This window comes from Streptomyces tsukubensis, from assembly GCF_003932715.1.
In the GTDB taxonomy this organism is placed as follows: domain Bacteria; phylum Actinomycetota; class Actinomycetes; order Streptomycetales; family Streptomycetaceae; genus Streptomyces; species Streptomyces tsukubensis.
Genome location: NZ_CP020700.1, coordinates 1,882,305 through 1,907,840 on the forward strand (window position 1 = coordinate 1,882,305; position 25,536 = coordinate 1,907,840).

The following is a 25,536-nucleotide window of genomic DNA, read 5'->3' on the forward strand; positions in this document are numbered from 1 at the left end:
TGGGTCATCCCCGGGGGGTCTCGTGCGATGCGGCGGAGGTGGCGCGAATCGCGTCGCGCAGTACCACCCGGTCGTCGAAGGGGCGGACGACTCCGGCGGTGTCCTGGCCCTGCTCATGGCCCTTTCCGGCGACCAGGACGGTGTCGCCGGGCTCGGCGCGGGCGACGGCGGCGGCGATGGCCGCGGCCCGGTCGGCCTCGACGAGGACCCGGCCGCGTTCATGGGCCGGGACCGTGGCGGCTCCGGAGAGCATGGTGGCGAGGATGGCCAGGGGGTCCTCGGAGCGCGGGTTGTCGGAGGTCAGGACGGCCGTATCGGCGTAGCGGGCGGCGGCGGCGCCCATGGGGGCGCGTTTGGTGGTGTCGCGGTCGCCGCCGCAGCCGAGGACGATGTGCAGTCTGCCCTTGGTGACCTTGCGCAGGGAGCGGAGGACCGATTCGACGGCGTCGGTCTTGTGGGCGTAGTCGACGACGGCCAGATACGGCTGACCGGCGTCCACGCGCTCCAGCCGGCCGGGGACCCCGGGGACGGCGGCGACGCCGTCGGCGGCCGTCCGCGGGTCGGTCCCGGCAGTGGCGAGGGCGACGACGGCGGCGAGGGTGTTGGCGACGTTGAACGGTCCGGGCAGCGGGGCCGTGGCGGGGATACGGGTCCCGTCGGGGGCCACGACGGTGAAGGTGGAGCCGACGGCGCCGAGTTCGACGTCCTCGGCGCGCCAGTCGGCGTCCGGATCGCCCTCGGCGGAGAACGTGGTGACCGGTACGGTCGCCTCCGAGGCCAGCCTGCGGCCCCATTCGTCGTCGAGGTTGACCACGCCCCGGACGCTGCGGGCGGGTGTGAACAGCACCGCCTTGGCCCGGTAGTAGTCCTCCATGTCGGAGTGGAACTCCATGTGCTCCGGGCTGAGGTTGTTGAAGACGGCGACGTCGAAGACGCAGCCGTCGACCCGGCCGAGCACGAGGGCGTGGCTGGAGACCTCCATGGCGACCGCTTCGACACCGCGTTCGCGCATCACGGCGAAGAGGGCCTGGAGGTCGGTGGCCTCGGGGGTGGTGCGTTCGGATTTGACGCTCTCGGCGCCGATCCGGGTCTCCACTCCGCCGATCAGGCCCGTGGTGCGTCCGGCGGCCCGCAGACCGCCTTCGACCAGGAAGGTGGTGGTGGTCTTGCCGGAGGTGCCGGTGACGCCGATCCGGAGCAGTGCCTCGCCCGGCCGGCCGTAGATCTCGGCGGCCAGGGCGCCCATCCGGGCGCGGGGGGCGTCGACGACGAGGGCGGGCAGCCCGGCCGCGGCGGCGCGGTCGGCGCCCGCCGGGTCGGTGAGGACGGCGACGGCGCCCAGCGCGGCGGCCTGGCCGGCGAACTCGGCGCCGTGGACGCGGGCGCCGGGCAGGGCGGCGTACAGGTCACCGGGGCGTACCGCGCGGGAGTCGTGGGTGATGCCCGTGACCTCGACGGGGTCCCCGCCCGGTGGGGCCTCCGGGGTGCTCACCCCCAGCAGGGCCGCCAGTTCCGCGAGGGGCGTGGGGCGGGTCCGGTCCGGACGGGGCGCTCCCGGCTGCGACGGCGGGGCGGCTTCGGACGGGGAGGGCCGGGCGGTGTTTCCGTACTGATCAGGGTGGGGCACGGCGGTGAGCGTACCGGGCTCGGTGTGCGGGGGGCCAAAAGAGGTCCGCCCGGGTCCGTGGTTCCCGGGATCGGGGGTGATCGTCGTCACTGGTGGCACTGGGATTACCTCGGGTCTGGGTCTGGATCCGGCGGACGGTGGCGCCGGGGGTGCGGTCCGGTCAGTCGCCCGGGTCGAACGTGACGGGCAGCCCGGCGGGCTCCGCCCCGGTCGGCGGGACCTGGAGGGTCTTCAGGGCGAACGCCATGACCTTCTGGTAGATGGGGCCGCAGATCTGGCCGCCGAAGTAGCTGCCGCGGGTGGGGTTCTGGATCGCGCAGTAGACCGTGATCCGCGGTTTGTCGGAGGGGGCGAATCCCGCGAAGGAGGAGGTGTAGCCGCGGTAGCGGCCGAGCTCCGGGTCGACCCGGTTGGCGGTGCCGGTCTTGCCGGCGACGCGGTAGCCGGGGATGCGGGCCTTGGTTCCGGTGCCCTCCTCGTCACCGACGACGGACTCCAGCATCTTCGCCAGGGTGGTGGCGGTCCGCTCGCTGACGACCCGGGTCTTCCCGGGGGCGGGGGCGGCGGTGAACCGCCCGTCGGGGCCCTTGGTGCCGCGGACCAGTGTGGGGTCGATGCGGACGCCGCCGTTGGCGACCGTCGAGTAGACGGAGGCGGCCTGGACGGCGTTGAGGGAGAGGCCCTGTCCGAAGGGGATCGTGTACTGCTGGGAGGTGGACCACTTCGACGGAGGGGCGAGGATGCCCGGGGTCTCGCCCGGGTAGCGCAGTCCGGTGGGGCTGCCGAGGCCGAACTTCCGCAGATAGGTGTGGAGCACCCGGTTGGCCTGCGGCTGGGTCTTCCCCAGCTGGCCGGTGGCCAGGATGGTGCCGATGTTGCTGGACTTGGCGAGGACGCCGTTGAGGGTCAGGTACCAGGTGGGGTGGTCGATGTCGTCCTTGAAGAGCCGGTCTCCGCGGTGCAGCCGGTTGGGCACCACCACATGGGTGTCGGGGGTCGCAGCGCCTTCCTCCAGGACGGCGGCCATGGAGATGACCTTGGCCGTGGAGCCGGGTTCGTAGGCGTCCTGGAGCGCGGCGTTGCCGAGACCGGCGGGGTCGGCGCGGCTCAGGTCGCCCGGGTCGAAGCCGGGGGCGTTGGCCATGGCGAGGATCTCGCCGGTCCGGGTGTCCTGGACGACCACGTAGCCGCGGTCGGCGCGGGACTTCGCGACCTGGTCGCTGATCGCCTTCTGGGCGGCCCACTGGATATCGCGGTCGATCGTCAGCTCGATATCGGAGCCGGGGACGGCGGGGGTCTCGCGGGTGCCGCCCGCGGTGGGTACGCGGCGGCCGCCGGACTGGGCGTAGGTGATCTCGCCGTCCTGCCCGGCGAGCTGCTTGTCGAGCATGGACTCCAGGCCCCCGCCGCCGCGGCCGGAGGCGTTCACATAGCCCAGTATCCCGGCGGCGAGTTCGCCGTTCGGGTAGACCCGGCGGCTGCTGGGCTCCTGGAAGACCCCGGCGAGGACGCTGACGCCCGGGCCGCCCTTCGGCTTCTCCTCACGGGCCTTCTCGGCGAAGACGCTCCGCAGGTCTTTGATCTGGTTCCACACCTGGGGCGTCTGGCGGCGGGCCAGGACGGTGTAGCGGGACTTGGGGGTCCGCAGCTTCTTCACCAGATCGGGCGCCGGGACCTTGAGGATCGGGGAGAGCAGGGCCGCGGCCTGTTCCGGGGCGTCGCGGACCTTGCTCTCCTCGGGGGTGAACATCTTGGGGTCGGCGGTGATGTCGTAGGCGTCGACACTGGTGGCCAGGGCGATCCCGGCGCGGTCGGTGATCTCCCCGCGCTCGGCGGCGAGCCGGACGCTGAGGTAGCGGCTCTTCTCGGCCTTGGCCGCGTACGCCTCGGCGTCCACGGCCTGGACCTGGAGGAGGCGGACCACGAAGGCCAGCATGACGAGGGTCAGACCGAAGCCGACGAGACGCAGCCGGGGGCGGGGGCTGCCGAGGCGCAGCTTCGTACCGCCGCGCGGGCCGCCGGGGCGCTGCGGTCCGCCGGTGCGCCGGGGGGCGGGGCGGGGGGCCGGTCCGGGTACGCGGCCCCGGGGCGGCGCGGTGTCCCGGTCGCGCGCACCGTGCCGCGGGCGGGGTTCCTGGTGGGAGGGCACTGCGTCACCTGCCGGAGGGCGTCGGGGCCGACGGCGCGGACTCGTCGGCCGGGGCGGTGGGCGGGGCGGGTGACCGGCCGGGGCCGGTGAGGGGGCCGGGTCCGGGTGGGGCTCCGGCGGCGGGTGAGGCTCCGGTGGCTGCGGAGGCGGAGGGCTCCGGTTCGGGGGGCGGGGCCGAGGCCCGGCCGGGGACGCCCCGGACCGTTCCGTCCGGGTCGATGAAGGCGGGGCCGCTGCCGGGGACCATGCCCAGCTCCGCGGCCCGGCGTTCCAGCGCGTCGGGTGCCGACCGGTCGTCCACGTCCCGCTGGAGCGCCTGCTGTTCGTCGGTCAGCTCGGTCGTCTTGCGTTTCAGCTCGCTCAGTTCGAACGAGCCCTCGTTGAGGGACGAGTTCAGCAGCAGCAGGGTGATCAGCCCGCCGCCGAGGAGGACGACCACCAGCAGGACGAAGGGGGTACGGGCGGCGTTGCTGGGGCCCGCGGGCATCAGCCGGGCGAGTCTCGCGGCGCGTCCCCTGAGCTGTTTGCCCGCTGTGCTCACCATGTCCTCCCGTCGGCCGTGCCCCAGGTGTCGCCGGACGGCCGGGGGCCGTTCCCCCCGCCCGGTCCGTCCGGTCCGTCCGGCGGTCCGTCCGGTGCGGGGCTGTGGATGGTACGACTCACCGCACGTCCTTGCGGATGCGCTCCGCCCCCCTCAGACGCGCCGGAGCGGCCCGGCGGTTCTCGGCCACCTCTTCCTCCGTCGGCAGCTCGGCACCACGGGTGAGCAGCTTGAGCCGGGGCTGGTACTCCTCGGGTACGACGGGCAGTCCGGGCGGCGCCGTCGTCGCAGCGCCCGCCGCGAGGACCTGCTTGACCAGCCGGTCCTCCAGGGAGTGGTACGACAGCACGGCGATCCGGCCGCCGACGGCGAGCGCCCCGACCGCCGCCGGAACGGCCCGCTCCAGCACGCTCAGCTCGCCGTTGACCTCGATGCGCAGGGCCTGGAAGGTGCGCTTGGCCGGATTGCCTCCGGTGCGCTTGGCGGCCTGGGGCAGTGCGTCGCGGATCAGCTGGACCAGCCGGGCGCTGGTGGTGAAGGGCTCCCGATCCCGCTCCCGGACGATCGCGGACACGATCCGCTTGGCCTGCTTCTCCTCGCCGTACATCCGCAGGATCCGCACCAGCTCGCCGGGCGCGTAGGTGTTGAGGACCTCGGCGGCGGAGACGCCCGTCGTCTGGTCCATCCGCATGTCCAGGGGGGCGTCCTGGGCGTAGGCGAAACCGCGGTCGGCCTCGTCGAGCTGCATGGAGGACACCCCGAGGTCGAAGAGAACGCCCTGGACCTCGGGGACGCCGAGCCGTTCGAGCACCTCCGGCAGCTCGTCGTACACCGCATGGACCAGCACGGCACGGTCGCCGAAGGGCGCGAGGCGTTCGGCGGAGAGTCTCAGGGCCTCGGGGTCGCGGTCGAGGGCGATCAGCCTGACGGCGGGGAACCGGCTCAGCAGCGCCTCGCTGTGGCCGCCGAGGCCGAGGGTGCAGTCGACGACGACCGCTTCCCGGTCGCCGGCCGCTTCGAGGGCGGGCGCCAACAGGTCCAGGCACCGCTGGAGCATTACCGGGACGTGTCGGGTATTGCTCAAGGGGCCCTCTCAGGATCCGGCGCGGGGCTGGTGCGACCGGCGAGCTGAAGAGGAAGGCCGAGCCGTGCGCAGTCCGCACACGCGGGGATGTACAGAAATACGGAAGGAGTACCGGGACGGAACTGCGGGGTCCGCCGGACGGTACGGACGTACGGTCGTGGAACGGGTTGCGCCGGTGGACTGCGCGCCACTCTAGTCCACGGCCCATCCCGGTCAATCAACCGGTTGACGGCGTGGCGCGGGCCCCCTCCGGCACCGCAATTCACTCGAACGGATGGCTGCGCACCCCCTCTGTGGGTTACCTCACAACAAGCGTTGTTGATGTTCTTTGTCCACTCTCACGACGAGCCACGGACGCCGGTCCCCGTTACCGTCGTCGACATGACGACTTCTGCGCACCCCTCCCCCGGTCCGACGCGTGCCGGCGGACCGGTCACCGATCGCCTCGTGGAGGCGAATCAGCGCTATGCCGCCGACTTCAAGGACCCCGGGATGGACGCCCGTCCCGTACTGCAGGTGGCCGTCGTCGCCTGCATGGACGCCCGGCTCGACCTGCACGCCGCGCTCGGGCTGGAACTGGGCGACTGCCACACCATCCGTAACGCGGGCGGAGTCGTCACCGACGACGTCATCCGTTCTCTGACCATCAGCCAGCGGGCGCTGGGCACCCGCAGCGTGATCCTCATCCACCACACCGGCTGCGGGCTGGAATCACTGACCGAGGACTTCCGGCACGAACTGGAGGACGAGGTGGGGCAGCGTCCGCCGTGGGCGGTGGAGGCGTTCCGCGATGTCGACCAGGACGTACGCCAGTCGATGCAGCGGGTGCGGACCTCTCCGTTCCTGCGGCACACGGACGACGTCCGCGGGTTCGTCTTCGACGTGAAGAGCGGGTTGCTGCGGGAGATCGACCCGGCGCAGTAACGGGCCCCGACCGCGACCGCCCCGCCGGAGTGCTCCGGCGGGGCGGTCGCGCTTCCGGGGACCGGCCGCCGGCTACCGACCCCGGCCACCGGTAACCGGAATCCGTGCTCCCGGAACCGTTTCCCGCGTGATCAACGTGTGAGGAGTGTGCGTGTGACGCGTCGAACACCGCGGGAAAAAACGGCCAATCCGACAAAACTCCTGCGGTTGTCCACAGGCGAGTGACACGACACGCCGACGGCAACAAGAATGCCGGTACGGGCACCCCCGGGTACAGGCCGGGGCTGGGTGCCTCGGGGTGGGCCGGGCCATGTGTGTCCCCGGCCGGGAAAGGGCCGAGGAGGGCCGGGTGACGACCTATGACGAGCGAGCTGGTCTCACGGATCTGACCGCGACCGCGGATCGTGTCCGCAGGTCGGTGGAGAGCGTGATCGAGGGCAAGCCGGAGGTCGTACGGCTGTCGCTGACCGTCCTGCTGGCCGAAGGGCATCTGCTCATCGAGGACGTGCCGGGCGTGGGCAAGACCATGCTGTCCAAGGCCCTGGCACGGTCACTCGACTGTTCGGTGCGGCGAATCCAGTTCACGCCCGATCTGCTGCCGTCCGACATCACGGGCGTATCGGTCTTCGACCAGCAGCGGCGGGATTTCGAGTTCAAGCCGGGCGCGATCTTCGCCCAGTTCGTGATCGGCGACGAGATCAACCGGGCATCGCCGAAGACGCAGTCGGCGCTGCTGGAGTCGATGGAGGAGCGCCAGGTCACCGTCGACGGGATCACCTACGAACTGCCCAGCCCCTTCATGGTGGTCGCCACTCAGAACCCGGTGGAGATGGAAGGCACCTATCCGCTGCCCGAGGCCCAGCGGGACCGCTTCATGGCGCGGGTGTCCATCGGCTATCCCAGCGCGGACGCCGAGCTGCGGATGCTGGGGATCCACGGCGGGGCGTCCCCTCTGGACGACCTCCAGCCGGTGGCCCACGCCCATGACATCGTGAAACTCATCGAGGCCGTGCGCCAGGTGCACGTCGCCCAGTCCGTCCAGCGGTACGCGGTCGAGCTGGTCGCCGCCACCCGCAGCCATCCGGACCTCCGGCTGGGGGCCTCGCCGCGCGCCACTCTGCATCTGCTGCGCGCCGCGAAGGCCGAGGCCGCGCTCTCCGGCCGGGACTACGCCCTGCCGGACGACGTCCAGGCGCTGGTGGTGAAGGTGCTGGCGCACCGGCTGCTGCCGACCGCACAGGCCCAGCTCAACCGGAGAACGGCCGAGCAGATCGTGCTGGAGATCCTCCAGCGGACCCCGGTTCCGGCGGCCGACGGCACCGAGACCGCGTTCGGTACGGGCGGCCGGACCGCGCCGCTCTACGGCCAGCGGCCCGGGAACCGGCGGCTCTGATGCCGGACCGGGATCCCGCCGCGGCGGGACAGGCGTGGGGCACGGCCGACGAGGAGGGCCCCGGGCGGGCCCCGGGCGACCGGGACAAGGGGGCGGTCCGGATCGCCCTGGCCGGGCTCACCACGCGCGGCCGGTCCTTCGTCGCCGCCGGGCTGGCCGCCGGGGTGTGCGCCTATGTGCTCGGGCAGGAGGACCTGCTCCGGGTCGGCCTGCTGCTGGCCGTGCTGCCGCTGGTCTGTGCCACCGTGCTCTACCGCACCCGCTACCGGGTCGCGGGCAGCCGCCGGCTCACTCCGGCGCGGGTGGCCGCCGGTTCGGAGGCCCGGGTGCATCTGCGGATGGACAATGTGTCGAAGCTGCCCACCGGGCTGCTGATGCTCCAGGACCATGTGCCCTATGTGCTGGGGCCCCGGCCGCGGTTCGTCCTGGACAGGCTGGAGCCCGGCGGCCGGCGCGAAGTCTCGTACCGGGTCCGCTCCGACCTCCGCGGCCGCTATCCGCTCGGCCCGCTCCAGCTCCGGCTGAACGATCCGTTCGGCATGTGCGAGCTGACCCGCTCGTTCAACGCCTTCGACCTGCTCACCGTCGTTCCGCGGACCGAGGAGCTGCCCGCGGTGCCGCTGCTGGGCGACGGTGCGGGCCAGGGCGACGGGCGGCTGCGGGCCCTCGCGCTCGCGGGCGACGACGACATCATCCCCCGCCCCTACCGGCACGGGGACGATCTGCGCCGGGTTCACTGGCGCTCCACCGCGCGCTTCGGCGAGCTGATGGTCCGCCGCGAGGAGCAGCCCCGGCGGGCTCGCTGCACGGTCCTGCTCGACACCCGGGGCATCGCCTACCAGGGGGTGGGTCCGGACGCGGCCTTCGAATGGGCGGTGTCCGGGGCGGCATCCGTACTGATGCATCTGCTGGCGCAGGGGTATGCGGTGCGACTACTGACGGACGAAGGCAGCCCGCTGCCGGGCGGGGCCGGTTCCGCCGCGGGCGGGTTCTCCGGGACGGCCGTGGAGTCGGCCGAGTCGGCGGGGCTGCTGATGGATGTGCTGGCGGTCGTCGACCACTCCGAGGGAGAGGGCGTCGAATCCGCGTACGAGGCGCTCCGCGACGGCGCCGAGGGGCTGCTGATCGCCTTCTTCGGCGATCTCGACGAGGAGCAGGCGGCGCTGGTGGCGCGGATGCGGCAGCGCAGTGCGAACGCCGTCGCCTTCCTCCTCGACGGTGAGACATGGACAACGGGCGGGGCGATGAGCGGGGAGACCGGGAACGCGCTGCGCGTACTGCGCGAGGCGGGGTGGACGGCGCTGGCGGTACCGCCCGGGACGGGGCTGCCCGCACTCTGGCAGCAGGCCGCCCGGGAGCGGGCCGAAGCGGCCGGCGGCCCGGCCGGGCCGGGGCCGTTCGGAACCGGTCCCGCCATGACGGCCGGGGGGCGCTGATGAGCGGCCGGGGGCGGCTCGCGCTCTGCGCATACGCGGCGACACTGATGGCGGCGGGCGCGCTGCTGCCGCTGGTCGACTCGCCGGGCTGGCTGGTGCAGGCGGCGTTCCTGCTGGCGGTCCAGAGCGGGGTGGGCGTACTGGCGCGGAGGCTTCCGCTGCCGTCCGCGCTGACCGTCGCCGCCCAGGCCCTGGCCGGGCTGGTGCTGCTCACCCTGGTCTTCGCCGGGGACCGGGCGCTGCTGGGCGTGGTGCCGGGGCCGGACACGCTGGTCCGGTTCGGTGAGCTGATGAGCATCGGCGGGCAGGACATCGAGCGGTACGCGATACCGGCGCCCGCCTCCGAGGGCATCCGGCTGATGCTGGTCGGCGGCGTGCTGGTGATCGGGCTCATGGTGGACACGATCGCGGTGACGTTCCGCAGCGCGGCTCCCGCCGGGCTGCCGCTGCTCGCGCTGTACTCGGTGGCCGCCGGACTGGCCGGGGGTGCCGCGAGCGCCCTGTGGTTCCTGCTCGCCGCGTCCGGGTATCTGCTGCTCCTGCTGGCGGAGAGCCGGGACCGGCTCTCCCAGTGGGGCCGGGTCTTCTCCGGGACGCCGTCGGCGCCGCCCCGGGGGGAGCGGGCCTTCGGCAGCGGGGGTACTCCCGGGGCGCCGGTGCGCACCGGCCGCCGGATCGGAGTGCTGGCGCTGGGCGTCGCCCTGGTGGTGCCGCTGGCGCTGCCCGCGCTCGACGGCGGTCTGCTGTCGGACCTCGACGGGGGCGACGGCTCCGGTTCGGGCAGCGGGACGATCAACGCGGTCAACCCGATGGTGTCCCTGCAGAACAGTCTGAACCAGCCCGCCGAGCGCGAATGGCTGCGCTACCGGACGAACGCCGCCGACACCAGCGGCATGTACCTCAGGCTGGTCGCCCTCGACCGGTTCGACGGTTCCCGGTGGCTGACGTCCGAGCGCGATGTGGAAGATCTGCCGGACCAGCTGCCGCGGCCCGAGGGCCTCAGCTCCTCCGTCCGCACCCAGGAGGTCGAGACCAGGATCACCGCCGCCGGTTCGTTCGCGCAGGAGTGGCTGCCGATGCCCTTCCCCGCGGCCGGGGTGGACGTCGAAGGGCGGTGGCGCTTCGAGCCGGAGGGGCGTTCCCTGGTCGGTGACCGGGGCCAGAACACCCGGGACCTGGAGTACACGATCCGCAGTCTGCTGGTGCAGCCGACGGCCCAGCAGCTCGCGACGGCCCCGGCGCCGCCCGCTGACATCACCACCGAGTACACCAGGCTGCCTCCTGCGCTGCCGAGCGTCGTCGAGGAGACCGCCCGCCGGGTCACGGCCGGGGCCGAAAGCGACTACGAGGCCGCGGTACGGCTCCAGGAGTGGTTCACCACGACCGGCGGCTTCACCTACGACACCGATGTGAACTCGGGCAGCGGTCCGGGCGCCATCGCCCGCTTCCTCCGGGACAAGGAGGGCTTCTGCGTCCATTTCTCCGCTTCCATGGCGGCCATGGCGCGGACGCTGGGCATCCCGGCCCGGGTGGCGGTCGGTTTCACCCCGGGCACCGCGCGCGGTGACGGTTCGATGTCGGTGAGCAACCGCAACGCCCACGCCTGGCCCGAGCTGTACTTCGAAGGTGTGGGGTGGACCCGGTTCGAGCCGACGCCGAGCATCGGCAGCGCCCCCGACTACAGCCTTCCCGACTCTCCGTCCGCGGAGGAGTCCGCCGCTCCGTCGGAGCCGAGGGAGACGGCGTCGCAGGCGCCCGCGCCGACGGTGTCCGCCTCGGACGACTGTCCGGCGGACGCGCGGCAGCGCGGTGAGTGCGCCGAGAGTGCCGCTGCCGGGGAGGGCACGGCCACCGGCTCGGGCGGCCCGCCGTCCTGGCGGCCGTTCCTGCTGGTACCGGCCGGGGCGGCGCTGATTCTGCTGCCGCTGGTGCCGATGCTGTGGCGGGTCCGGGTCACGGCCCGGCGGCTGGGCTCCCGGGGCCGTACGGACGAGGACGCGGCCGAGCGGGCCCTGCTGGCCTGGCAGGAGGTGACCGATCTGGCGTGGGACCACGGGATACCGCCCGACGAGTCCCTCACCGCCCGCCGGTCGGCTGTACGAATCGTGCTGCTGGGCAAGCTGGAGGGCGCGGCGGCGGAGTCGGTGCACCGGACGGCCGGTGCTGTGGAGCAGGTGCTGTACGCCCCGGGGCCCCGTCCGGTGCCCGGTCTCGTGGACGACGTGGCCCGGGTGCGGGCCGGGCTGTCGGCGGGTGCGGGCCGGTGGGAGCGGATCCGGGCCAGGCTGTTCCCCCGGTCGTCCGTCCGGGTGGTGTGGGCGCTCGCGGCCCGTCGGCAGGCGTTCGCCGGGCGGCTCCGGGACCGGGCCGATTCCTGGCGGGCCCGTCTGCCGGAGCTCCGGAGACCCTTCCGCGGGCGCGGCTGAGAAAGAGGGCCGTCCGGGTCGGCAGGGTCCGGCCCGGACGGGGATCCCGGGTGAAAGCCCCCGGGGGCGGGCGGAGGCCCGTGGAGGGGGCAGGGGCAGCCGTCGCACCGGACCGGGACGGGTGCGGTGGCGGTATGCGAAGACCCCGTCACCATGGGGTGACGGGGTCGAAGAGTTCATCTCCGCGCCGAGTTCGTCTGCGCGCCGGTGCCCGGGGCCGGACGGCTCCGGCCGGGCGGGCGCAGCGGACGGCGATGCTGCCTCAGGAGCGGACTGCCTCAGTGGCCCTGTTCATCGCGGCGGCGCTGCCACCGCTCCTCGATGCGGTTCATCATCGACTTGCGCTGACGTGTCCGGCGGGGTTGGCGACGGGCGCCCGCGCCTCCCGGCGCGTCCCCCAGGGTCGGCTTCTCGCCCGGCTTGGGCGCCTTGCGCCAGCCGGTGACCGCCAGAGCCGCACAGCCCAGCATGACGAGGAAGCCCACCACGCTGATCCAGATCATCTGCTGCGCGACCATTCCGGCCATGAGGAGCGCGATACCCACCAGGAAACCGGCAATCGCCTGGTAGACCCGTCGCCGGGTGTACGTACGCAGCCCGCTTCCCTCAAGCGCTGTCGCGAATTTGGGATCTTCGGCGTACAGCGCTCGCTCCATCTGCTCGAGCATTCGCTGCTCGTGCTCCGAGAGCGGCACGGAGTCCTCCTAGTCGTCGGCCGCGGGGGCGACCGTTTGCGGCCCTTTCAGGATAGGCAGGGAATCGCCCCCGTGAAACCCGCCCTCTATGTCAGTACGTCAAATCGCTGGTTCGGGCCGCCACGGCGGCTCGGCTGCTGAGGCTTTGATTCCCCGGCCTCCGATCCGTCATGCCGGACGGTGTCCCTCGATCATACGGTGCGATCGACTCGTTCGGGGGGTGCGCGGCGTACTCCGTCTGCGGTTGCGCCGCTGATCAGCCCGGTTTCCGCGCCAGTACATGGAGCTGGGTGGCCACGGAGTGGAAGGCGGGCAGTTCGGCCGCGGCGGCTTCGAGGGCGAGCAGCGAGTCCAGGGCCCCCGGCTGGGTGTCCACCAGGACCCCGGGGACGAGATCGGCGAAGACCCGGACCCCGTGGACGGCACCGGGCTCGGCCCCGGCGCCCCGGGCCAGCTCGGTGAGCTGTTCGGCGGTGAAACGGCGGGGGACGGGGTCCCCCTCGCCCCAGCGGCCCGCGGGGTCGTCGAGGGCCCGGTGGGCCTCGGCGAAGTGTCCGGCGAGGGCCCGGGCGACCACGGCGCCGCCGAGGCCCGCGGCGAGCAGGCTGAGCGCGCCTCCGGGCCGTAGTGCGTCGACCGCGTTCCGTACGCCTTCGGCGGGGTCGTCCACGTACTCCAGGACGCCGTGGCAGAGCACCGCGTCGTACCCTCCGGGCTCGACGACGTCGAAGAGGCCGTGGACGTCGCCCTGGACGCCGCGGACACGGTCGGCGACGCCGGCCTCGGCGGCCCGGCGCTCCAGTGCGAACAGGGCGTTCGGGCTGGGGTCGACGACGGTGACCCGGTGGCCGAGCCGGCCCAGGGGCACGGCGAAGGAGCCGCTGCCGCCGCCGGTGTCGAGGATGTCCAGCACGGGCGATCCGGTGGCCTCGGCCCGGCGGTCGATGGCCTCCTTCAGCACCTCCCATACGACGGACGTACGGAGGGAGGCGCGGGGCGAACGCGTCGGGGTCTCCCCACGGGGGGCCTGGTCCGGCACGGCAGTTGACTCCTCGGGCGGTGCGGGTCCGGCCGCGCGGGAAGCGGGGCCGGACGGGCGGCGGACGGTGTGCGGGGCGGCGGTGCCGCTGCGGCGTTCGTGGTGCCGAACGACAAACCCCACCCTATTGCCTGTCCCGCCGGACGCCGCGTCCCTTCCCGGTGGGGTCCGGGTCGGGCGCCCTTCAGCGCGCGGCCGGGCGGGGCGGTGGCCGTCAGCTCGCCCGCTCACCTGCTCCGGACGCCGGGGGCGGTGGCTCCGGCCTCGGGCGGGGCAGCACCGGCTGGAGCATCAGCAGCCGTTCGGCGAGGCGGAGGAAGGTCTCCGCGTCGCGCAGCAGGGAGTCGGCGTCCTGCGGTCCTGCCGCCCCGCGGATACCCGCGACGGCGCGGGCCCTGCGGTCCGCTCCCGCCGCGAAGTGGGCGCTCCACTCGGCCAGCTCCGGGGCGGATTCGGGCAGCAGCTCCCAGGCGCTGCGGATGCCCGCGCGGCGGCCGCGGCGGGGGGCGGTGCCGCGGGCGGCGGGGACCGGGTCGTCGGGGTAGCCCCGGGCGGCCAGCACTGCGGCTGCCGTGCGCAGGGCGGCCAGATGGGCGGTGGCGTAGCGCTCGTTGGGCGTGTCGAGGCCGGCGGCCTCCGCCAGGGAGGCGCGGGCCCGGGCGAGCAGGTCGAGGGCGGCCGGCGGGGCGGAGGCACGCCGTGGCACGGGGTGCACATCGTCTGCGGGCCCGGTCAGTGAGGGGACAGGGCCGGTGGCGCGGCGCCGGTGTGCGGCGGCTGCGTGGTGACGGGCCATGACGAACCTCCTGTCGTCGTGTGACGGCGTGTTAGCCGTAGGTGTCCATGGTGGCCGCCACCACTGACAATCCGCCCTGACCTGCGGTTTTGTGCCCGTTCTCGGTTCACGCTAATTTTTGCACTGACCGGTCAGTTCAAATTCTGGCCGTAGGGCTCCTGAGGGGAGAGCACGTGAACAGCCCGGGAGGGGCGGCGATCAGCGCCGAGGGCTTCGGACTGAAGGGCCCGCGCGGCTGGGCCTTCCGCTCGGTCGATGTCGAAGCCGCGCCCGGTTCCCTGATCGCCCTGGCGGGCCCGTCCGGCTCCGGCCGTACCTGTCTGCTGCTGGCGCTCACCGGACGGATGCGGCCCACCGAGGGCCGGGCCGAGGTCGGCGGGCACTCCCTGCCCCGCGGCATGGCCGCCGTGCGCAGGATCAGCGCCCTCGGTCCCGTACCGGGAGTGAGTGATCTCGACCCGGCGCTCACGGTCGACGAGCATCTGCGCGAACGGGCCCTGCTGCGGCGGCGTTTCGACGACTCCTTCCGCTCGCTGCTGCGCCCGCGCGCCGAGGGCGCCCGGGCCGCGCGGCGCCGGATCGACGAGTCCCTGGCGGCGGCCGGTCTCGACCGGTCGGGGCTGGTGAAGGAGGGGCGTACCGCCGTACGCGATCTGGAACGCCTGGAGGCGCTGCGCCTGTCGATCGCCCTGGCGCTCATCGGCCGCCCCGGGCTGCTCGCGGTGGACGACACCGATCTCAAGCTCCCGGACGCCGACCGGATCGCCGCCTGGCGACTGCTGCGTTCCGTCGCGGACTCCGGCACCACCGTTCTCGCGGTGTGCAGCCAGGCACGGACCGAGGAGTGCACCACCGTCGTCCGTACGGACGGCGCGCCGGACCGGGAAGCAAGCCCTGGCACCGGCATCAAGAACGGCAGGACCGAAGGGGAGGGGACGGCCGATGCGCTCGCCGAAGCTGGCCGCGCTTGAGCTGAAGCGGTTCGGACGGGGGCGGCTGCCCCGGGCCGCGATCGTGTCGATCGTGCTGCTGCCGCTGCTGTACGGCGCGCTCTACCTGTGGTCCTTCTGGGATCCGTACGAGCAGCTCGACCGCATCCCGGTCGCCCTCGTCAACGACGACCGGGGGGCCACGGCCGGCGGTGAGAAGGTGGCCGCGGGCGACGAGATCGCCGAGGGGCTCCGCGACAGCGACGTCTTCTCCTGGCACGAGGTGGGCGCCGCCGAGGCCCGCAAGGGCGTCGAGGACGGCACGTACTACCTCTCGCTGACCGTGCCCGGGGACTTCAGCAAGCGGATCGCGTCCGGTGCGGGCGAATCGCCCGAGACCGGGGCCCTCCAGGTGCGGACGAACGACGCCAACAACTACATCGTCGGGCAGATCTCCCGGACCGTCTTCGCCGAGGTGCGCACGGCCGCCTCCACCAAGGCGTCCCGCTCCTTCCTCGACCGGATCTTCATCTCGTTCTCCGATATCCACGACCGGACCGAGCAGGCGGCCAAGGGCGCCGACGAGCTGAAGGGCGGTATCGGCAAGGCCAAGAAGGGCTCGGCCGATCTGGCCGACGGTCTGAAGAACGCCAAGGACAGCACCGGGAAGCTGTCCGGCGGACTGAGCAGGCTCACCAAGGGGGCGGGCGAACTGGAGTCGGGCTCGCGCCGGATCGCCGACGGCACCCGGACCCTCGCGGCCAAGGTCAACGGCCTCGCGGACGGCGTCAGTCCGCATCTCAAGGACGGCGGGGCGACGATCGGCGCCACGGCCCGTACGGTCTCCGACACCGCGGGCACCCTGCGCAAGGAGCTGGACCGGCTGACGAAGTCGGCCCCGCCCGCGGCCGTCCAGGCGCGGACCTCGGCCGCCGAACTCACCGAGCTGTACGACGTCCAGTGCGAACGGGCCGCGGCCCCCGACCCCGCGCTCTGCCCGGCGCTCCAGCGCGCCCGGGACACGGCGACCGAGGTCCGTACGGTCGCCGACCGCGTCGGCACCGTCCTCGGCGGCGAACAGGCCGACCTCGGCCGGCTGGACACCCAGCTGGCCGACCTCCAGAAGAAGTCGGCAGACCTGGCCAGGAGCGCGCCGAAGCTGGGCGACGACCTCGCCTCCGCGGTCTCCCGCGTCAACGCGCTCAACGCCGGGGCCGGGAAGGTCGCGGACGGTGCGAACGCCCTCCACAGCGGACTGCTGAACGCCGCATCGGGCTCCGCCGAACTCGACACCGGGGTGGGCAGGCTCAAAACGGGTGCCGGAAACCTCGACGGCGGGCTGTTCAAGCTGGTCGACGGCTCGACGGAGCTGGCGAGCGGGCTCACCGACGGTGTGGCGAAGATCCCCGACTACGGCCAGGAGGACCGCGATCGCCGTACGGAGGTGATGGCCGACCCGGTGAAGCTGGCCAGCAGCTCCCTGCACACCGCCCCCAACTACGGCACCGGATTCGCCCCGTACTTCATCCCGCTCGCCCTCTGGGTCGGCTCGATGGTCGCGTACATGATCATCCAGCCGATGAACCGGCGCGCCCTGGCCGCCGGGGCGTCCGCCTGGCGGATCGCGCTGGCGGGCTGGCTGCCGGTGTTCGCCATCGGACTGGCCCAGGTGGCCGTTCTGATGGCGGTCCTGCACTGGGGGCTGGGCCTCGACCCGGTGCACGGAGCGGCGACGGTCGCCTTCCTCGCCCTGGCCGTGGGCTGCTTCGCCGCCATCATCCAGTGGCTGAACGCGCGGTTCGGGGCGGCGGGCCGGATCCTGGTCCTCGCGGTGCTGATGCTCCAGCTGACCTCGGCGGGCGGCACCTATCCCGTCCAGACCAGCCCCGGCTTCTTCAACGCGATCCATCCGTTCCTGCCGATGTCCCACGTGGTGGACGCGCTGCGCCGGCTGATCACGGGCGGGAGCACGGAGCCGGTGTGGCAGGCCGCGGCGGTGCTGCTGGTCTTCACCGCGGGCGCCCTGGCGCTCACGGCGCTCACCGCGCGGCGCAAGCAGGTCTGGACGCTGGACCGGCTGCACCCGGAACTGAGCCTGTGACCCTCCGCCTTCCCGTACGGCCGCCGCTGTTCCCGGCCGCGCCGGTATCACCAGTTGAGACCGTACGGGAAGGCGGTCCGTGCAACGTATGGGACCTGTGAGAATCGACACCATGGACGCCATGGACAGCACCAGCACCCGCCGCCGGGCGACCCGGGCCAAGCTCTACGAGGCCGCGGTGACGCTCATCGCCGAGCAGGGGTTCTCCGCCACCACGGTGGACGAGATCGCCGAGCGTGCCGGAGTGGCCAAGGGGACGGTCTACTACAACTTCAAGAGCAAGACCGAACTCTTCGAGGAGCTGCTGCGGTTCGGTGTCGGGCTGCTGACCTCGTCGCTGCAGACCGCCGCGGACGAGACCGCCGAGCGCGGCGGCAGCAAGGTCGAGGCCCTGGACGCGATGATCCGGGCCGGTCTGGTCTTCATCGACCGCTATCCGGCCTTCACCCAGCTGTACGTCGCCGAGCTGTGGCGGACCAACCGGGCCTGGCAGGAGACGCTGCTGGTGGTGCGGCAGCAGGCGGTCGCGGTGGTCGAGACGGTGCTCGCCGAGGCGGTGGAGCAGGACGAGCTGAGCGCGGAGATCGACATTCCGCTCACCGCGGCGGCGCTGGTCGGGATGGTCCTGGTGGCCGCGCTGGACTGGCAGTCCTTCCAGCCGGAGCGGTCGCTGGACGAGGTGCACGCGGCGCTGTCCCGGCTGCTGCACGGGCGGGTCAGCGGGCGCTGAGCGGCGACTGACCGGGTTGGACCGGCGGCCGCACGGGGGCCCGTACCGGCTCCGTAGGAGGGGTTCTGTACGAGGCTTCGTACCAGGGCTCTGTACGGGGTCGAGTACGGGTTTCTTGTCCGAGGGGCCGGCCCGAGGGGCCCGTACGAGGTCGGGTGCGAGGAGCTGGTACGAGGCCGGTCCGAGGGGCCCGTACGAGGTCGGGTGCGAGGGGCCCGTACGAGGCCGGGTGCGGGGGCGCGCGACAGGGGCGTGCGACGGGGGCGCGTACGCACGACGGTGCCGGTCCGCCGCGGGCCCACTTCCCGGCCCGGGCGGACCGGCACACGGCCGTTCCCCCTGTTTTCCTGCACCGGACGTCCGTCTCCCCCGAGACCCCCGTGGACCGTCCGGCCCCCGTAACCGCTGTTCCCCCGCGGTCGTGGAGAACCTCTGGCGAGGTCCTCCGTACTGCACCCCGTTCCCTCGGCGGAGCCTGCCGTTCCGCAACCCCGTGTTCGCGGTACCGGCCCTCTCCCCTTCGGTGGTTCCACTCTCCCGCCCCGCGGGGCCCGGTCCCATCCGCATACCTACTCATCTGCGTGGCTAGGTACGCATACTCAGGCCTCCGCCGTCCCACCCGCCACAGAGACGGGTGCGGGGGCCGGGCCGGGCAGGTGACCGGACGGCCGGCGACGGTCGATAGAGTCACGGACATGGCAAGGATTGCGGTGATCGGCGCCGGAATGGGCGCGATGGCGGCCGCCGCCCGGCTGGCCGTGGCCGGCCACCGGGTGACGGTGTACGAGCGTTCGGAGACGTACGGGGGCGCGCTCGGTGTCCTGGAGCGGGACGGTTTCGTCTTCGACACCGGTCCCGGGCTGCTCCATCTTCCCGCGGTCTGGCGCGATCTCTTCCTGAAGACGGGCAAGGAGCCGCTGGAGGACTGTCTCGGGCTGGTCCCGGTCTCGCCCGCGAGCCGCCATCTCTTCGCCGACGGCACCGTCGTGGCGCTGCCGGACGCCTCCCGGGCCGGAATCGTCTCCGCGCTGGACGGCGCGCTCGGCACGGGCGCGGGCGAACGCTGGGGCGACTTCCTCGGCCGGGCCCGGGACGCCTGGGACCGCTCCCGCCGTCCGCTGCTGGAGGAGCCCCTCCGGGCCGACCGGCAGGTACTGGAGCGCGACCCCTACCCGGCCCTGCAGCGACGGTCCTTCCTCCGGACCCGCCGGGCGTCGACGGTCACCGAGGTCGGGGCTCGGGAGCTGGGCGACCCCCGGCTTGCCACGCTCTTCTCCTGGTACGCCCTGGCGTACGGGCTCGACCCCCGTCACGCCCCGGCGAGCGCCGCCCTGCTGCCGTATCTGGAGCAGACCTTCGGCACCTGGTACGTGGCGGGCGGGCTGCGGGAGCTGGCGCGGGCCGTGTACGAGCGGTGCCGCAAACGCCGGGTGGAGTTCGCCTTCGGCTCGGATGTGGTGTCGATCGCGGTCCGGGAGGGCCGGGCCGCCGGGATCGTCCTGGCCGACGGTACGGCCGTGGAGGCCGACCATGTGGTCGCGGGTGCGGACGCGGCGGCGCTGCTGACCGAAGGGGCGGCGGACGTGCTCTGGTCGGACGGGGACGTCCGGCTCCCGGAGCGGGTGCCGCCCGGACGGTTCACGGTCCTGCTGGCGCTGCGGGGCGCGGCCGGGGAGGGCGTGGCCCATCGGAGCGTGGTGCACTCCCCCGACCCGTCGGCGGAGGCCGCGGCCGTGTTCGGCGGCGGTGTCGCGGACCGGCCCACGGTGGCGGTGCTGCGGCCGTGTGATCCGCTGACCCGCCCGGACGACGGCCACGAGGCCGTCACCCTGACGGCGACGGTCGCCGGGCACCACGCCCCGGGCGCGCCCGGGACCGGCCCCGACTGGACCGACAAGGCGCTGCGCGAACGCGTCGCGGAGACGCTCATCGACACGGTCGCAGCCGCTGACCCCGGGTTCGGCGGGCCGGGCGCCCTGCGGGAACGGCTGCTGTGGCAGGAGGTGCTGACGCCCGCGGAGACGGGGGCGTTGCCCGCGCCCGCGCTGGCCGGACCCGGGGGCCGCTGGCTGCATCCGGCGAACAGCACCCGGCTGCCGGGGCTGTATCTCGTCGGCGGCCGGGCCCACCCGGGCGGCGGGCTCGCGCACGAGGGAATGTCGGGGGCGCTGGTCGCGGGGCTGATCGTGGAGGGCGCAGGGTTCCGCGGCTCCCAGTGAGCCGCCGGGACACAGGCCGTCCCGCATGCTGATGGGCCCGCCGGATATCCGGCGGGCCCATCAGCGTGTGCGCGGCCCCGTGGTGCCTCCGGTGCCCGACGCGGCTGGTTCCGCGCCGTGTCCGGGCTCCGCGTCAGCGGCACAGCGGCTCAGTGGCTCAGTAGCGGTACTGCTGCTGCTCGTTGTCGTACCCCGGGCCGTTGCCGTGACCGTCGCCCTGGCCCTGGCCGTAGTCGTACGGTGGCTGTTCGCCGCCGGGGCCCGGCTGCTGCGCCGCTTCGTTGTCCCGCTGCTGGGGGACCCACACCCCGCCGGGCGGGGTGTCCGTCAGCCCGTCCTGCGGGTAGTAGCCGGAGGGGTCCTGCGCGCCGTACGGCTGGGGGTTGCCGAAGCTGTCGTACCCGCCCTCGTAGGGGGTGTACTGCTGGGCGCCGCCCACGTACGGATCCGAGTAGGCGGGGTACTGCTGCTGTTCACCGCCGAAGTCGTAGCCGCCGGGGGGTCCGGCGGGTGCGTCGGGGGCGGGCTGGTCGCCGTAGTACGGGGCGTAGCCGCTGTCGTAGGCACCGCCGTCCGGGGTTCCGTCCGGCAGGACGGCGTCCTGCTGCTGCACCGTGGGCATGTAGGCGGTGTCGCTGTAGACACCGTACTGACCGGTCTCGTCGGGCATCGGCTGCGGCTCGTACACCGAACCGGCGGCGCCCGGTACTCCCGCGCCCGCACCGGCTCCCGCACCGGCGAGGACGCCGACCTCGGGGGCGGCCGGGAAGGCGTGGTCCCCGGCATCCGGAACGTCGATACCGCCCATTCCGCCGCTGCCGTTGGTGCTGTTGGTGTTGCTGTTGTCGATGGCGTCGTACGCCCGCCGGGGGCCGGTCTCCTCACCGGCGGCGCGGTCCGCGGCCGCCGGACGGGATTCCTTCGCGCCGTCCCTGCGGCGGCGGCTGGCGCCCGGACGGCCGCCGATCGCCCAGCCGGTGGAGAAGCCCTTCCGGAAGGAGAGCGTCACATACGTCTGTCCCACGGCGAAGGCGATCGCGCCCAGCGCGATGACCACCCGGGAGGCCACCAGAACGCCCAGGACGACCGTGAGGAAGCCGCCGAAGGCGAGGAGCCGCCAGCGCAGTCGCGCCTTGTACTGCAGCAGCACCTCACCCAGCAGCCACAGCGCCACGACACCGAAAGCGATGTAGAGGACCGTAAGACCCATCCCCGCCCCTCTCCTCCGGCCGTCGTCGGGTACGGCCGGTCACACCTGCTCGTGCAGTCCGAGATTCTCGTAGATCTCAAGCGTCGCCGTGGAGTTGTTGAGGGTGATGAAGTGCAGCCCCGGCACACCCTCCGAGAGCAGCTCCGCGCAGAACTCCGTTGCGAACTCGATACCTATGGAGCGTACAGCGGCCGGATCGTCCTTGACCGCGAGGATGCGTTCTTTCAGTTCCGACGGGACCGCCGCGTTGCTGAGCTGAGCGAATCGTTCCAGTTGTCCGACACTGGTGATGGGCATGATCTCGGGGATGATCGGAGTGTCGCAGTCCGCCGCCGTCACCCGGTCACGCAGCGTCAGATAATCCGCGGGCCGGAAGAACATCTGGGTGATCGCATAGTCCGCCCCGGCCCGGCACTTGTCGACGAAGTGACGGATGTCGGTGTCCCAGTCGGCGGAGCGCGGATGCATCTCGGGGAAGGCCGCGACACCGACGCAGAAGTCGCCGGACTCCTTGATGAGCCTGACCAGTTCGGCAGCGTACGTCACACCGTCCGGATGGCGGACCCACTCGCCCATCGGGTCGCCGGGCGGGTCGCCGCGGACGGCGAGGATGTTGCGGATCCCCGCATCGGCGTACTGGCCGATCATATTGCGGAGTTCCGCGATGGAGTGGTTGACCGCGGTGAGGTGGGCCACGGGGGTCAGGGTGGTGTCGGAGGCGATCTGCTCGGTCGCCCGCACCGTGCCCGCACGGGTCGAGCCGCCCGCGCCGTAGGTGACGGAGACGAAGCTCGGTGCGACGGCCTCCACCCGCCGCAGCGCGTTCCAGAGGTTCCGCTCGCCCTTCTCGGTCTTGGGCGCCCAGAATTCGAAGGAGTGGGACGTCTGACCGGTCGCGAGAACCTCGCGAACGGTCCGCGCCCGGTCCGTCCTGGTCGATGCTGTTCCTAGGGCCATACTCGCAGGTTATCGGGGGTACGGGGGTGCCCCAACCGCAGTCCACCCCTCGGACAGGCCCGGTTTACGTCATGGCTGGTCGCAGCGGGCGCGTATCCGCTTGCTGAGACGAGCGGCCGCGGCACCCGGGTCGTCGGCCTCGGTGACGGCCCGGACGACGACGATCCGGCGGGCACCGGCGTCCAGCACCTGGTCGAGATTGCCCTCGTCGATGCCTCCGATGGCGAACCAGGGTCGGTCGGTGTCCAGGGCGGCGGTGGCCCGGACCAGGTCCAGGCCGGGGGCGTGCCGGCCGGGCTTGGTGGGGGTGGGCCAGCAGGGGCCGGTGCAGAAGTAGTCCGCGCCGGGCTGGACCGCGGCGGCCCCGGCTTCGGCGGAGCTGTGGGTGGAGCGGCCGATGAGGATCCCGTCGCCCAGCAGGGCGCGGGCCGCGGGTACGGGCAGATCGCCCTGGCCTAGGTGGAGGACGTCGGCACCGGCGGCGTGGGCGACGTCGGCGCGGTCGTTGACCGCGAGGAGGGCGCCGTGGCGGCGGCAGGCGTCGGCGAAGACCTCCAGATGCGCCAGCTCCTCGGCCGCCTCCATGCCCTTGTCGCGCAGCTGGACGATGTCGACGCCGGAGGAGAGCACCGCGTCGAGGAAGTCGGGAAGGTCGCCCTGGCGGGTCCGGGCGTCCGTGCAGAGGTAGAGCCGGGCGTCGGCGAGCCGGGCGCGGTGGTGCGGTGTCTCGGGCATGCGGGATTCCCCCCAGGGGTGGTTCGGCGGTACGCGGTCGGGCCGGCCCGGCGGTGACGGTGCGGCGCCCGGCTGCCGACACCCGACGGACCCGGAGCCGGAGCCGGACAAGGCAGGGCCCAGTGCGGAATCGGGCCGGGCCTTCCCCCGGCCCGCGGCTGTCTCGCGGACGGGGAGGCACCGGTTCCCGGCCCCGGGCGAGCGCCCCGGCCGGTGGCCCGGTGCGCCCGCTCGGGCGGACGCACCGGCTGCCGGGGAGCCGTGCCGGGGTGGGAGGGGGTCAGACGGCGAGCGCCTGGGCCCGTCGCTTCACTTCCGTACCGCGGTTCTCACTGAGGGCCTGGGCGGGGGTGCCCGGGAGGGTCGGGTCGGGGGTGAAGAGCCACTCCAGCATCTCTTCGTCGGTGAAGCCGTCGTCCTTGAGCAGGGTCAGGGTGCCGGCGAGCCCCTTGACGACCTTGTCGCCGCTGATGAACGCGGCGGGGACCTGGAGAACCCGGTTCTCTCCGCGGCGCACCGCGATCAGGCTGCCTTCCTTCACCAGCTGTCGCACCCGTGTCACCTCGACGTCCAGCTTCTCCGCGATATCGGGAAGCGTGAGCCAGGCGGGCACGAGGGAATCAATCTTTTCGTCAATCTCGGTCACAGGACAAGCGTGCCATCTGGGGCCGACAGTGGGTAGCGGGAGCCCCCTCGGGCGGCGGCCATCCGGCCCACGCGGGGCCGTGCCGACGCAACGCTCCCGGCCGACGGCGCCTGCCGGGGCACCGCAGGAACCCCGGCCGGGTCAGCGGGCGGCGGCCTTCAGGGGCGTCGCGGGATCCGCCGCGGCCACCGGATCCAGCCGTCCGCCCGACTGGATGATCCGGCGGCCCTGGGACAGGTCCCGGGGCCGTCCCACGGCGAGTACGGCGACGAGCGCGCCGTCGCGGAGCCAGAGCACGGACCAGGCGGCGTCGGCGGGGTCGCCGCGCCACAGGAGGGTGTCGGCACCGGCGTGGTCACCGGCGTACTGGACGAAGCGGCCGAACTGCTCGGACCAGAAGTACGGCACGGGGTCGTAGACGGCGGGGGCCACGGCGGGCCCGGGCGGTGCGCCCTCGGGGCGGGCGGCCGCCTCCAGGTCCCCGATGATGTTGGTGGCGACCGTGCGCGGGCCCTGGAGGGCGTTGTCCCAGTGGTGGACCAGCAGGCGTCGGCCGTAGCGGGCGGAGGGGAAGGAGGCGCAGTCCCCGACCGCGTACACCCCGGGCAGACCGGTACGCAGGCCTTCGTCCGCGGTGATCGAGCCGTCGGGGCCGGTCGCGATGCCGGAACCGGCCAGCCAGGCGGTGGCGGGGCGGGCCCCGATGCCGACGACGACGGCGCCCGCGGCGATCCGGCGCCCGCGGGACAGGACCACGGCCCCGGGCTCCACCGACGCCACCCGGGCATCGGTGATCAGCTCGGCACCGGCCTCGGCGTACCAGTCGGCCATCGGGGTGGTGACCTCGGCGGGCAGCGCGCCCGCGAGCGGCCGGGCGGCGGCCTCCACGACGGTGACCGCGCAGCCCGCGGCGCGGGCCGCGGTGGCGAACTCCGCCCCGATCCACCCGGCACCGACGACCACGACGTCGTGCTGCCGGGCGAGTACCGGCCTGAGTCGTTCGGCGTCGTCGAGGGTCCGCAGCAGATGGACCCCGGGCACGCCCTCCGCACCGGGCAGGGCGACGGGCTCGGCACCGGTGGCGAGGACGAGGACGTCGTAGGGGACGGGCCCCGCCTCCGTGTCCAGCTCCCGGGCCGCGGGGCGCAGCCCGGTCACGGCGAGCCCGAGGCGCAGTTCGATCCCGAGCCCCTCGAAGTCCACCTCGAAGGCGGATCCCTCGGCCGTACCGAGCAGGACCGCCTTGGAGAGCGGCGGCCGGTCGTACGGCTGGTGGGGCTCGGCCCCGATCACCGTCACGGGACCGGTGTGACCCAGCTCCCGCAGGGCGACGGCCGTCTGCACCCCGGCCATGCCCGCACCGACGACGACCACGCCCGCCGTCTGCTGCTCCTGCTCCGTCTGCTGATCGCTCACCCCTCCACCTTAAGCACCTGACATTCCATCAGAAGTGTGGGGCCCGGCAGCCTCGGTCAGCGAAGCTCCTCCACCACGCTCGTACCGCTGCCGTCCCGGGACTCCCAGGACCAGCTCTCCTCCAGCCTCAGCCGCCCGTCGGGCAGTTCGACGACGGTGGAGAGGCAGTGGCCCGAGGAGGTGCCGCCGTCCGTCTTGAGCTGCACATAGCGGAAGTCGAGCCGGTCGCCCTCCCGGGTGCCGACAAGGCGGCCGTGGACCACGTCACCCCCCTCGTATTCGGCCCAGATCCGGCCCTCCTCCTCGTGGTAGACGAATCGGGTACGGGTGCCGACCTGGCCCGGCGCCTGATCGGCGACCGGGGACAGCACACGTCCGTCCAGTGAGCCCGCCATGGGTGAAAGCCCCCTCCTCGTGTCCGGGCGTCCCGTGCGGATGGGCCCGGTGCGGCTGCCCCGACCGTCTTACTCCGCTGCGGACCCG

Annotated in this window: 21 protein-coding genes; 8 read left to right on the forward strand and 13 right to left on the reverse strand. The window is 73.3% G+C overall.

From position 1 onward, the window contains the following. Positions 1-4: 4 nt before the first annotated feature. The 4 genes from B7R87_RS06905 to rsmH form a co-directional block, all read right to left on the reverse strand. Entirely contained in the window at positions 5-1,717 is a 1,713-nt protein-coding gene (locus B7R87_RS06905) for a UDP-N-acetylmuramoyl-L-alanyl-D-glutamate--2,6-diaminopimelate ligase (protein WP_130584555.1), read from the reverse strand. Positions 1,718-1,787: 70 nt separating this feature from the next. Beyond that, the gene (locus tag B7R87_RS06910) at positions 1,788-3,563 is read right to left on the reverse strand and encodes a peptidoglycan D,D-transpeptidase FtsI family protein (RefSeq protein WP_006349789.1); all 1,776 of its coding nucleotides are present in this window, start codon (positions 3,561-3,563) and stop codon (positions 1,788-1,790) included. Positions 3,564-3,780: 217 nt separating this feature from the next. After that, positions 3,781-4,320: an FtsB family cell division protein gene (locus tag B7R87_RS06915; RefSeq protein ID WP_130584557.1), complete on the reverse strand. Its 540-nt coding sequence runs from the start codon at positions 4,318-4,320 to the stop codon at positions 3,781-3,783. 115 nt (positions 4,321-4,435) lie between these two features. Further along, complete coding sequence (rsmH, locus tag B7R87_RS06920; protein ID WP_078902394.1) at positions 4,436-5,401, reverse strand: 16S rRNA (cytosine(1402)-N(4))-methyltransferase RsmH; 966 nt, start codon at positions 5,399-5,401, stop codon at positions 4,436-4,438. Positions 5,402-5,782: 381 nt separating this feature from the next. On the opposite strand from rsmH, the gene B7R87_RS06925 reads away from it, so the two are divergent. From B7R87_RS06925 to B7R87_RS06940, 4 genes are all read left to right on the forward strand, one after another. Beyond that, positions 5,783-6,325 (forward strand): beta-class carbonic anhydrase, encoded by a 543-nt coding sequence (locus B7R87_RS06925; protein ID WP_040916563.1) that lies wholly within the window; start codon positions 5,783-5,785, stop codon positions 6,323-6,325. 349 nt (positions 6,326-6,674) lie between these two features. Then, positions 6,675-7,718 carry an AAA family ATPase gene (locus tag B7R87_RS06930; protein ID WP_006349785.1) on the forward strand — a complete coding sequence of 348 codons (1,044 nt, stop codon included), beginning with the start codon at positions 6,675-6,677 and terminating at the stop codon, positions 7,716-7,718. Beyond that, positions 7,718-9,154 (forward strand): DUF58 domain-containing protein, encoded by a 1,437-nt coding sequence (locus B7R87_RS06935; RefSeq protein ID WP_130584558.1) that lies wholly within the window; start codon positions 7,718-7,720, stop codon positions 9,152-9,154. Before B7R87_RS06930 ends, B7R87_RS06935 begins: the two co-directional genes overlap by 1 nt. Then, a complete protein-coding gene (locus B7R87_RS06940; RefSeq protein ID WP_006349783.1) occupies positions 9,154-11,580 on the forward strand; it encodes a transglutaminase family protein in 2,427 nt (808 codons plus the stop codon). The genes B7R87_RS06935 and B7R87_RS06940 overlap by 1 nt, the downstream gene beginning before the upstream one ends. Before the next feature lie 278 nt (positions 11,581-11,858). Here the strand turns inward: B7R87_RS06940 and B7R87_RS06945 are convergent, their stop codons facing one another. From B7R87_RS06945 to B7R87_RS06955, 3 genes are all read right to left on the reverse strand, one after another. Further along, on the reverse strand, positions 11,859-12,275 hold the full coding sequence (locus B7R87_RS06945; RefSeq protein ID WP_006349782.1) for a DUF3040 domain-containing protein: 417 nt from the start codon (positions 12,273-12,275) through the stop codon (positions 11,859-11,861). Between the two features lie 256 nt (positions 12,276-12,531). Continuing rightward, complete coding sequence (locus tag B7R87_RS06950; protein ID WP_006349781.1) at positions 12,532-13,314, reverse strand: class I SAM-dependent methyltransferase; 783 nt, start codon at positions 13,312-13,314, stop codon at positions 12,532-12,534. 214 nt (positions 13,315-13,528) lie between these two features. Further along, positions 13,529-14,110, reverse strand: coding sequence for an SAV_6107 family HEPN domain-containing protein (locus B7R87_RS06955; RefSeq protein ID WP_130584559.1), 582 nt, complete (start codon positions 14,108-14,110; stop codon positions 13,529-13,531). Between the two features lie 173 nt (positions 14,111-14,283). On the opposite strand from B7R87_RS06955, the gene B7R87_RS06960 reads away from it, so the two are divergent. The 4 genes from B7R87_RS06960 to B7R87_RS06975 all read left to right on the forward strand — a co-directional run bounded on the left by B7R87_RS06960 (position 14,284) and on the right by B7R87_RS06975 (position 20,089). Then, positions 14,284-15,081 carry an ATP-binding cassette domain-containing protein gene (locus tag B7R87_RS06960; protein ID WP_006349780.1) on the forward strand — a complete coding sequence of 266 codons (798 nt, stop codon included), beginning with the start codon at positions 14,284-14,286 and terminating at the stop codon, positions 15,079-15,081. After that, positions 15,053-17,140: a YhgE/Pip family protein gene (locus B7R87_RS06965; protein ID WP_006349779.1), complete on the forward strand. Its 2,088-nt coding sequence runs from the start codon at positions 15,053-15,055 to the stop codon at positions 17,138-17,140. Before B7R87_RS06960 ends, B7R87_RS06965 begins: the two co-directional genes overlap by 29 nt. Positions 17,141-17,261: 121 nt before the next feature. Then, complete coding sequence (locus B7R87_RS06970) at positions 17,262-17,870, forward strand: TetR/AcrR family transcriptional regulator (RefSeq protein WP_332903368.1); 609 nt, start codon at positions 17,262-17,264, stop codon at positions 17,868-17,870. 695 nt (positions 17,871-18,565) lie between these two features. Then, positions 18,566-20,089, forward strand: a complete 1,524-nt coding sequence (locus B7R87_RS06975; RefSeq protein WP_040916559.1) for a phytoene desaturase family protein — start codon at positions 18,566-18,568, stop codon at positions 20,087-20,089. A 157-nt stretch (positions 20,090-20,246) separates the two neighbouring features. Here B7R87_RS06975 and B7R87_RS06980 read toward each other — a convergent pair whose 3' ends face one another. The 6 genes from B7R87_RS06980 to B7R87_RS07005 form a co-directional block, all read right to left on the reverse strand. Then, entirely contained in the window at positions 20,247-21,299 is a 1,053-nt protein-coding gene (locus B7R87_RS06980; protein ID WP_006349776.1) for a polysulfide reductase NrfD family protein, read from the reverse strand. A 39-nt stretch (positions 21,300-21,338) separates the two neighbouring features. After that, the gene (metF, locus tag B7R87_RS06985; protein WP_006349775.1) at positions 21,339-22,256 is read right to left on the reverse strand and encodes a methylenetetrahydrofolate reductase [NAD(P)H]; all 918 of its coding nucleotides are present in this window, start codon (positions 22,254-22,256) and stop codon (positions 21,339-21,341) included. A gap of 69 nt (positions 22,257-22,325) precedes the next feature. After that, the gene (gene thiE / locus B7R87_RS06990; RefSeq protein WP_006349774.1) at positions 22,326-22,991 is read right to left on the reverse strand and encodes a thiamine phosphate synthase; all 666 of its coding nucleotides are present in this window, start codon (positions 22,989-22,991) and stop codon (positions 22,326-22,328) included. A 280-nt stretch (positions 22,992-23,271) separates the two neighbouring features. Then, positions 23,272-23,637: an Rv2175c family DNA-binding protein gene (locus tag B7R87_RS06995; RefSeq protein WP_040916558.1), complete on the reverse strand. Its 366-nt coding sequence runs from the start codon at positions 23,635-23,637 to the stop codon at positions 23,272-23,274. Positions 23,638-23,778: 141 nt separating this feature from the next. Next, complete coding sequence (locus tag B7R87_RS07000; RefSeq protein ID WP_202488242.1) at positions 23,779-24,990, reverse strand: NAD(P)/FAD-dependent oxidoreductase; 1,212 nt, start codon at positions 24,988-24,990, stop codon at positions 23,779-23,781. A gap of 119 nt (positions 24,991-25,109) precedes the next feature. After that, entirely contained in the window at positions 25,110-25,448 is a 339-nt protein-coding gene (locus B7R87_RS07005) for a hypothetical protein (protein WP_006349771.1), read from the reverse strand. Between the last annotated feature and the right edge of the window lie 88 nt (positions 25,449-25,536).

What these genes read in the sequence shown, in the direction of transcription:
- B7R87_RS06910 (WP_006349789.1), bottom strand. Translation starts at nt 3,563, where the DNA reads ATGCTGGCCTTCGTGGTCCGCCTCCTCCAGGTCCAGGCCGTGGACGCC.
- B7R87_RS06915 (WP_130584557.1), bottom strand. Translation starts at nt 4,320, where the DNA reads ATGGTGAGCACAGCGGGCAAACAGCTCAGGGGACGCGCCGCGAGACTC.
- B7R87_RS06925 (WP_040916563.1), top strand. Translation starts at nt 5,783, where the DNA reads ATGACGACTTCTGCGCACCCCTCCCCCGGTCCGACGCGTGCCGGCGGA.
- B7R87_RS06935 (WP_130584558.1), top strand. Translation starts at nt 7,718, where the DNA reads ATGCCGGACCGGGATCCCGCCGCGGCGGGACAGGCGTGGGGCACGGCC.
- B7R87_RS06940 (WP_006349783.1), top strand. Translation starts at nt 9,154, where the DNA reads ATGAGCGGCCGGGGGCGGCTCGCGCTCTGCGCATACGCGGCGACACTG.
- B7R87_RS06955 (WP_130584559.1), bottom strand. Translation starts at nt 14,110, where the DNA reads ATGGCCCGTCACCACGCAGCCGCCGCACACCGGCGCCGCGCCACCGGC.
- B7R87_RS06965 (WP_006349779.1), top strand. Translation starts at nt 15,053, where the DNA reads ATGCGCTCGCCGAAGCTGGCCGCGCTTGAGCTGAAGCGGTTCGGACGG.
- B7R87_RS06970 (WP_332903368.1), top strand. Translation starts at nt 17,262, where the DNA reads ATGGACAGCACCAGCACCCGCCGCCGGGCGACCCGGGCCAAGCTCTAC.
- B7R87_RS06975 (WP_040916559.1), top strand. Translation starts at nt 18,566, where the DNA reads ATGGCAAGGATTGCGGTGATCGGCGCCGGAATGGGCGCGATGGCGGCC.
- B7R87_RS06980 (WP_006349776.1), bottom strand. Translation starts at nt 21,299, where the DNA reads ATGGGTCTTACGGTCCTCTACATCGCTTTCGGTGTCGTGGCGCTGTGG.
- metF (WP_006349775.1), bottom strand. Translation starts at nt 22,256, where the DNA reads ATGGCCCTAGGAACAGCATCGACCAGGACGGACCGGGCGCGGACCGTT.
- thiE (WP_006349774.1), bottom strand. Translation starts at nt 22,991, where the DNA reads ATGCCCGAGACACCGCACCACCGCGCCCGGCTCGCCGACGCCCGGCTC.
- B7R87_RS07000 (WP_202488242.1), bottom strand. Translation starts at nt 24,990, where the DNA reads ATGGCCGGGGTGCAGACGGCCGTCGCCCTGCGGGAGCTGGGTCACACC.
- B7R87_RS07005 (WP_006349771.1), bottom strand. Translation starts at nt 25,448, where the DNA reads ATGGCGGGCTCACTGGACGGACGTGTGCTGTCCCCGGTCGCCGATCAG.